Origin of the sequence: Streptomyces anandii JCM 4720, from assembly GCF_014650655.1 — a bacterium.
Taxonomy (GTDB): Bacteria; Actinomycetota; Actinomycetes; order Streptomycetales; family Streptomycetaceae; genus Streptomyces; species Streptomyces anandii.
This window is the reverse complement of the sequence record NZ_BMVJ01000009.1, coordinates 324,326-327,315: the sequence shown is the minus strand read 5'-3', so window position 1 is coordinate 327,315 and position 2,990 is coordinate 324,326. Positions and strand designations below refer to the sequence as shown.

At 56.5% G+C, this 2,990-nt stretch carries 3 protein-coding genes; 1 reads left to right on the top strand and 2 read right to left on the bottom strand.

Going from position 1 to position 2,990, the window contains the following annotated elements; genetic code table 11:
- Window positions 1-258: 258 nt before the first annotated feature.
- Complete coding sequence (locus tag IE249_RS18965; RefSeq protein ID WP_189706004.1) at window positions 259-1,161, top strand: hypothetical protein; 903 nt, start codon at window positions 259-261, stop codon at window positions 1,159-1,161.
- Window positions 1,162-1,197: 36 nt separating this feature from the next.
- On the opposite strand, the gene IE249_RS18960 is transcribed toward IE249_RS18965, so the two are convergent.
- A complete protein-coding gene (locus IE249_RS18960) occupies window positions 1,198-1,701 on the bottom strand; it encodes a Pycsar system effector family protein (RefSeq protein WP_189706003.1) in 504 nt (167 codons plus the stop codon).
- Entirely contained in the window at window positions 1,698-2,414 is a 717-nt protein-coding gene (locus IE249_RS18955; RefSeq protein ID WP_189706002.1) for an adenylate/guanylate cyclase domain-containing protein, read from the bottom strand. Before IE249_RS18955 ends, IE249_RS18960 begins: the two co-directional genes overlap by 4 nt.
- Window positions 2,415-2,990 lie beyond the last annotated feature (576 nt).

The window sequence follows — 2,990 nt, the reverse complement described above, 5'->3', positions numbered from 1 at the left end:
TCACCGCGTCAAGCATCAAACGAAGTAGGACACCACCAGCACAGCGACTGAGTTACAACTTTCTCTACTGGTTCAAGTGCGGCTCGCTCCGCTCCCCGCGCGCGGCCCGGCCCCCGGCCGGGCCTGCGCTCCTGTCTCCGCCCCGCTTCAGCCCGGCCGGCGCCCGTACCGCGCACGGCCCTCGTACCCAGCATGCGCAGACCCGTAGCGAGTGGCTCAAAGTATCGCCATACTGTGATCTCTACGAAGTAGGGGGACATGACTGACACGCCGCTCGTATCCGAGCTCTTGAATGATTCCGAGCTTCACGTCTCATCCCAGCTGAAGCAATCTCCGGAAGTGGTGGAAACTCAAGGCCCTATCGAAACCGACGACTTGTTCATTGACGCACCGAAATGGCGCAAATATGAACAGGTCTCGTGCGTATTCGCCGATCTCGCCGGCTCAACCAGTCTCCGAAAAGGGAGGTGGGAGTCATCAACGGCATCGATCTACGATGCGGCAATCAAGCCTGCAGTGAGTATTCTGGCTGACTTCGGTGCAGATTTCATTGAGATTCAAGGCGATGCGGCTTTCGGTCTCTTCACCGGGAAATATTCCCAAAGGCGCGCGATCTGTGCAGGCATCACGATTAAGACCTTCGGGCAGCAGGTGCTCGTCCCGGCGCTGGAAAATAGATGGCCCAGCGACCCACCGAAAACTGGGTTCAAGGTGGGATGTGCCGTCAGTGATCTACTGAGCAAAAAGATCGGTATCTCACGCACCGCACACCGCGCCCCCGTCTGGGCTGGACGTGCCGTTAACTACGCCGCGAAGTGCTCTCAGCAGGCACAGGCCCACGAAATGATCGTTACGAAGCCAATTGCTGACTCGATCCGGAGAAACGAATACCTGTGGTACTCGTGCTCCTGCGGCGACGCCCCCACGACGCTATGGAATGAGCGCCACATCGAGAAAGTTTCCGGAAAGGATTCAGAAGGTCTGATATTGACAAGTTCCTGGTGCCCGAACTGTGGCGACCTTTACTGTGAGCGCATCTGCTCAGGCTCATGGCGCAGGCCAGATCTTGACTCAAAGCGCAACGGGATGCTGCATGAAAAGTACCAGCAAGTAATCAAGCTGCACGAACAAAACTCACAGCAGATTCGGCGGAATATTTGAATTTTACCCTACCCGCCGACAACCGAGAGAAAAAACCTAGGTGGCAATTCCAGCTATGAAAACGAAGACCCCACCCACGGCCGCAAGCACGAAGGATAGCTGAACGAAACGATGCTTCCGCCATGCAATCTTGCTCATGTTCACGAGCTGGTGCGACAGAATCGGAAGGATTTCTTGCTGTTTCAGAGCATCCTCTAGATCTGCAGGATTCCAGAACTGCAGGTGCCCAAAATAGATAAAGTTCCGCCCGGCCTCTATCTCTAGCGTCTTCCGAGATCTCAAGCGGGGCACCACTACAAGAATTGCCAGCACAGCTGCTGCCAGGATGAAGAAGGTCCCAGTCCAAAGGACAGATTTCGCTCCCCACCCGTGCAGATTGTCGAACATACGGCCATCGTTGGAAAGGGCCACGATTCCCGCAAGGGCAGCAGATTCCAGTGTGAGAGCAAAGGACGCCTTTGCATCGACTCTGGCGGTCCACTCACCTATAGCTCCATGGATCCGCCAAGCGGTATCACGCGGTTCTGGAGTGAGGGTCACGGCTCTGACCTCCAGCTCGACTTATAAACTGTCATATTTTCACCACCGACATCGCGCGAATAAGGCCCTTCCCACATGAGTTCACGCTTACTTCCTTTGCTGTACTTTGCGTCAATCAGTCGATTAAAGACAATTTGAGTAATATACGTCCGCCAAGGATCGTTGCGGATGTCGCTCAGTTTCGCAGCCACATTGGGTGCGCGCCCCACAGACGCCAGATCATTGGTGCCATGGACACCCCCTCGAACAACCAAGGCAGTACCAGCATCGATTCCTACGCAATGCTTTACAATGAATCCCTTGCTTTTGATTGAGGGAAGGTTATCTTCTACCTTAGGCCGGACGATCTGACTAACCACATAGTTAATCTGAAGTGCACACCTTGCCGCAGCATCGTACCGTCCGTTGCCGATGAAAATAGCCATGACCCTATCTCCATCGAAACTACGAATCTCACCGCCCCGCGCTCGAATTACCCTGCATGTGGCATCCAGATAGGAGCGCATGACCTTTGCGGCCGTTGTGCGAGAGAAATCCCGAGCCAATCCCGTAGAATCAGCCATATCTGCATAGAGATAGACTGCATCAAGCTCGACAGCACCATTTTTGAGCTTGACGTCCTCTTTCTCTGGAACTGTCGTGCCTTTGCGAATATCCCAGTCCGAGCAGACAACATCGGTAACGGCCTTGCGTATTTCGTCTGCAAGCCCCACGGAAACCCCTCTGTACATTTGCAAGGATTGGAGAAATATCAGCCAACTATGGTTGCAACACCCGCCCGCCGCTGATTATGTCACGAACCTGTGCGACTGCCCCCTAGGTGCACATGTTCGATTCCGCAGGGCGAGCGAGAGGCCAGTGGTCCACCGGACTGTTGCTGGTCGTGCAAGGGTGCCGACTGGCGCGTATACGGGGTGTCTAAGGCTTTCACCGAGCTCGTCGAACCCCGCCGTCCGTCGTTACGGGAACGCCGTCATGGCTTGCTCCGGTCGACGCCGAGAAACGAGCACCTTGGTCCCGGCCGGTGGTCGGTACCGGAAAACACACGCGCGCCTGGTCTGTCGACGCACCCGCCATCGTGGCTGGCTGTCGTCGGCTGAGCGGCAAACCGACCCCGCCGAAAGCGCCGGCCGTCACTCGGCTGCGGGTCGTACCGCGAGCAGGCGATGCGCAACGGCGCTTCAGGGTACGAGCGCTGACATCCATCGCTGACATCAACGGCCACAAACAGCGGCGGCCGGTGACGTCCATCCTCAACCGTCCCCCCGCCGCCTCGAGCCATGTCTACA

Coding starts and splice junctions, on each gene's coding strand:
- IE249_RS18965 (WP_189706004.1), top strand. CDS start 259: ATGACTGACACGCCGCTCGTATCCGAGCTCTTGAATGATTCCGAGCTT.